Below are 4298 nucleotides of genomic sequence, written 5' to 3'. Positions count from 1 at the left end.
TGAAAAGGTCGACCAAACTTTTATAATTAATTGGCAAATCAATTTGCTAAACCATAATTTATAAAACTAATCCAACATTTATAATAGAACCGTTTTAATATTGCATATGAAAAACGCATAAATTTATATGAAATGTTTTTTGGAGGAATTGGTATGAGCATATGGGATCTTTTTATCCTTGCGGTGGGCTTATCAATGGACGCTTTTGCTGTGTCTGTATGTAAGGGCCTTTCGCTCGGTAAAATTAAGCCTAAACATATGTGCATTGCAGGTGCGTGGTTCGGTGGATTTCAGGCACTTATGCCGCTTATCGGTTATTTTTTAGGCAGCTTTTTTGCAGAGATGATTGAAAAGTACGACCATTGGGTTGCTTTTGTTCTCCTTGCGATTATCGGCGGAAATATGATAAAAGAGTCTTTTGGCAAAGACGAAAAAGTCGATTCTTCAATGGATGTAAAATCAATGCTTTTGCTTGCGATTGCGACAAGTATTGACGCTTTGGCTGTCGGTGTAACTTTTGCTTTCTTGCAGGTTCAGATTGTTCCCGCCGTGTCGTTTATTGGTGTGATAACATTTATATTCTCTGCCGTAGGTGTAAAAATAGGCAGTTTATTTGGTACAAAGTATAAATCAAAGGCGGAATTGTTCGGCGGTATTGTGCTTGTGCTTATCGGTATAAAAATATTGCTCGAGGGCATTGGTGTATTAGGATAAAAATACAAAATTTTTTTAGAAAAAAGTCGTTTGTAATCGGTTATCGCCCTTTACTTTTGATATAAATTATAGTATAATTATCTGTAAAGCAAAGTTAGGCTTTGCTTGGTTACTTAATTAAAAAGGACAGGAGTGCAGAAAGCAATGATAAACGGTGCCGATATAATGGTAAAATGTCTGGAAGCCGAGGGTGTTTCAGTGGTTTTCGGATATCCGGGTGCGGCTATTTGCCCTTTTTACGATTCGCTTTATAATTCTTCAATCAAGCATGTGCTTGTTCGTCAGGAGCAGAATGCGGCTCATGCGGCAAGCGGTTATGCAAGATGCAGTGATATTCCCGGTGTATGTGTAGCAACTTCGGGACCGGGTGCAACAAACCTTATTACAGGTATTGCTACCGCTTATCAGGATTCTATTCCGATAATCGCAATTACAGGTCAGGTACGCAGTGATTTGCTTGGCAGAGATGTATTTCAGGAGGCTGACATTACAGGCGCTTGTGAGCCGTTTGTAAAGCACAGCTATCTTGTAAGCAAAACAGAAGATTTGCCACGAATTTTCAAAGAGGCTTTTCATATTGCAAAAACAGGCAGACCGGGCCCTGTACTTATTGATATTCCTATTGATATTCAGCAGAATGAAATTGAAAAGTTTGAATATCCCGAAACTGTAAATATTATCGGCTACAAGCCGAATACCAAAGGACACATTTTTCAGATTAAGCGTGCGGTTGAGGCTATCAAAAACTGCAAGCGTCCGATTATTGTATCCGGCGGCGGTGTTTTAAGCTCGGGTGTTAAGCCAAAATTTCAGGCTTTTGCCGAGAAAACAGGTATTCCTGTAATTTCTACAATGATGGGAATCGGCGTTATGCCGTCAGAACACGAGCTTTACCTCGGTATGCTCGGTACTCACGGTAAGCCTGCTGCAAACAGAGCTTTGCACGAGGCTGATTTGGTTATTGTGTGCGGCGCAAGACTTGGTGACAGAGCCGTGGCGGCGCCCGACCAGATGAGTAAAAGAACAACTGTAATTCACATAGACATTGACCCGGCGGAAATCGGAAAAAATGTTAAGACAGCTATTCCGATTGTCGGCGATATGATGAATGTTATGGATATGCTCAATGAAAACATTGGCGACTACAAGGTTCAGAACCAGTGGAGTGAGGCTGTTAAAACCTGGAAAAAGGATTTATTCAGAGAACCTCCTAAGTTTGACGGTTATGTAGAACCGAGAACGCTTGTAGGTCATTTGAGCGCAATGTTCCGTTCAAAGGCAATTTTGGTTGCCGATGTAGGTCAAAATCAGATTTGGTGTGCAAACAACTTCCGTATTCGTGAGGGAAGATTCCTTACAACAGGCGGTATGGGTACAATGGGTTATTCGGTTCCTGCCGCAATAGGAGCAAAGTTTGCAAGACCGAACAGAGATGTGCTTGTTGTCTGCGGTGACGGCAGTTTTCAGATGCAGTTAAACGAGCTTGCAACTATTGCAGGTAATAACCTTAACATTAAAATTATAATTATGCGTAACTCAAGACTCGGTATGGTGCGTGAGCTTCAGGATAACCACTACGGTCACAGACACAGTGCAACTATTCTTGAAGGTGATCCCGATTTTCTTAAAATTGCGGAGGCTTACGGAATTGATCATGCAGAGGCAAACTCAAATGAGCAGGCAGAAGAAATCATTAAACATATTGTTGATTCCGACAAGCCGTTCATTCTTGTGTGCGATGTATATCCCGACACTCCGTCGATTTAATGAGGTGTTGTTATGCAATATACTTTATCAATACTTGTTGAAAACCAGGCGGGCGTTCTTTCTAAGATTTCGGGTTTGTTTTCAAGACGAGGCTTCAACATTGACTCACTTGCGGTTGGTGTGACTACCGACCCAAATGTATCGAGAATCACTATTGTTGCAAACGGTGACGAATATGTTGTTGAACAGCTTGAAAAACAGCTTAACAAACTTATTCCCGTAATCAAGGTTAAAAGACTTGCCGAAGGTGATTTTATCAGCCGTGAGCTGATACTTATAAAAGTTCATTGTCCTGCTGCAAAGCGTGGCGAAATTCTCACCACTGTTGAGCTTATGCAGGGTAAAATAGTTGATTTCTCTACTACAAGCGTTACCGTTGAGTATTGTGAATGTTCAAGCCGTGTTGACACTTTGGTAGAGTTATTAAAGCCTTATGGTATCCGTGAGATTGTAAGAACAGGTACAGTAGCTCTTGATAAGGGTGCTACTGCAGTGTCCGTGTAATCTTGCAGATTTACATAAATCTTTTTATATAAACCGCATAGCGGTAAGGAGGATTTTTAAAATGGAAAATATGACAGCAAAAATTTTCTATCAGTCAGATTGTAACCTTTCTTTGCTTGACGGCAAAACAATTGCAATCATTGGTTATGGTAGCCAGGGTCACGCTCATGCTCTTAACCTTAAGGATTCAGGCTGTGATGTAATCGTTGGCCTTTACGAGGGTAGTAAGTCTTGGGCGAAAGCAGAAGCACAGGGCTTTAAGGTATATACAGCTGCAGAGGCTGCTAAGCGTGCCGATATTATTATGATTCTTATTAACGATGAGAAGCAGGCAGCTATGTACAAGAAGGATATCGCTCCTAACCTTGAGGCAGGCAATATGCTTATGTTCGCTCACGGTTTTGCAATTCACTTTGGTCAGATCATTCCTCCGGCAGATGTTGATGTTACTATGATCGCTCCTAAGGGACCTGGTCATACAGTAAGAAGTGAGTATCAGGCTGGTAAGGGTGTACCTTGTCTTGTTGCTGTTGAGCAGGATGCTACAGGTAAGGCTAAGGATCTTGCACTTGCTTACGCACTTGGTATTGGCGGCGCAAGAGCAGGTGTTCTTGAAACAACATTCAGAACAGAAACAGAAACAGACCTCTTTGGTGAGCAGGCTGTTCTTTGCGGCGGTGTTTGCGCACTTATGCAGGCAGGTTTTGAAACACTTTGCGAGGCAGGTTATGATCCAAGAAATGCTTACTTTGAGTGTATCCACGAGATGAAGCTCATCGTTGACCTTATTTATCAGTCAGGCTTTGAGGGTATGAGATATTCTATCTCTAACACAGCTGAGTATGGTGACTACATCACAGGTCCAAAGATTGTTACTGAGGATACTAAGAAGGCTATGAAGAAGATCCTTTCTGATATTCAGGACGGTACATTCGCTAAGGACTTCCTCCTCGATATGTCACCGGCAGGCGGTCAGGCTCACTTCCGTGCTATGAGAAGAAAAGCTGCAGAGCATCCTGCAGAAGTAGTTGGTAAGGAAGTTAGAAAGCTTTACAGCTGGTCAAACGAAGACAAGCTTATCAACAACTAATTTTATAGTTTACAGCTTATTTACAGCCTTGACTTTTCAGTCAGGGCTGTTATTTTTAAGGTTCTTTTTCATTAGTTGGGGTAAATTATGGTTTATCGGAGTGTCGGTCGGGCATTGAAATTTAGCTAACGCTAAATTATCCTCCTAAAAGCAAAAAAGTTTACTCAATTTTTTCAAAAATTGCGGGTTTGGGCAGCGCCCATAAAATCTTCCGATACAACAA

Annotated in this window: 4 protein-coding genes; all 4 read left to right on the top strand. The window is 41.6% G+C overall.

Translation table 11 applies throughout. From position 1 onward, the window contains the following. The first annotated feature begins 153 nt into the window (after nt 1-153). Nucleotides 154-714, top strand: coding sequence for a manganese efflux pump MntP (locus AAAY30_RS11205; RefSeq protein ID WP_302602364.1), 561 nt, complete (start codon nt 154-156; stop codon nt 712-714). Nucleotides 715-858: 144 nt separating this feature from the next. Next, on the top strand, nt 859-2481 hold the full coding sequence (ilvB, locus tag AAAY30_RS11200; RefSeq protein ID WP_022234015.1) for a biosynthetic-type acetolactate synthase large subunit: 1623 nt from the start codon (nt 859-861) through the stop codon (nt 2479-2481). A gap of 12 nt (nt 2482-2493) precedes the next feature. Then, nucleotides 2494-2985 carry an acetolactate synthase small subunit gene (ilvN, locus tag AAAY30_RS11195; protein WP_022234016.1) on the top strand — a complete coding sequence of 164 codons (492 nt, stop codon included), beginning with the start codon at nt 2494-2496 and terminating at the stop codon, nt 2983-2985. Nucleotides 2986-3037: 52 nt separating this feature from the next. Next, the gene (gene ilvC / locus AAAY30_RS11190; RefSeq protein WP_289780782.1) at nt 3038-4075 is read left to right on the top strand and encodes a ketol-acid reductoisomerase; all 1038 of its coding nucleotides are present in this window, start codon (nt 3038-3040) and stop codon (nt 4073-4075) included. Nucleotides 4076-4298 lie beyond the last annotated feature (223 nt).

Source organism: Ruminococcoides bili (assembly GCF_040093295.1).
Taxonomy (GTDB): Bacteria; Bacillota; Clostridia; order Oscillospirales; family Acutalibacteraceae; genus Ruminococcoides; species Ruminococcoides intestinale_A.
This window is presented reverse-complemented; position numbering and strand designations above follow the sequence as displayed.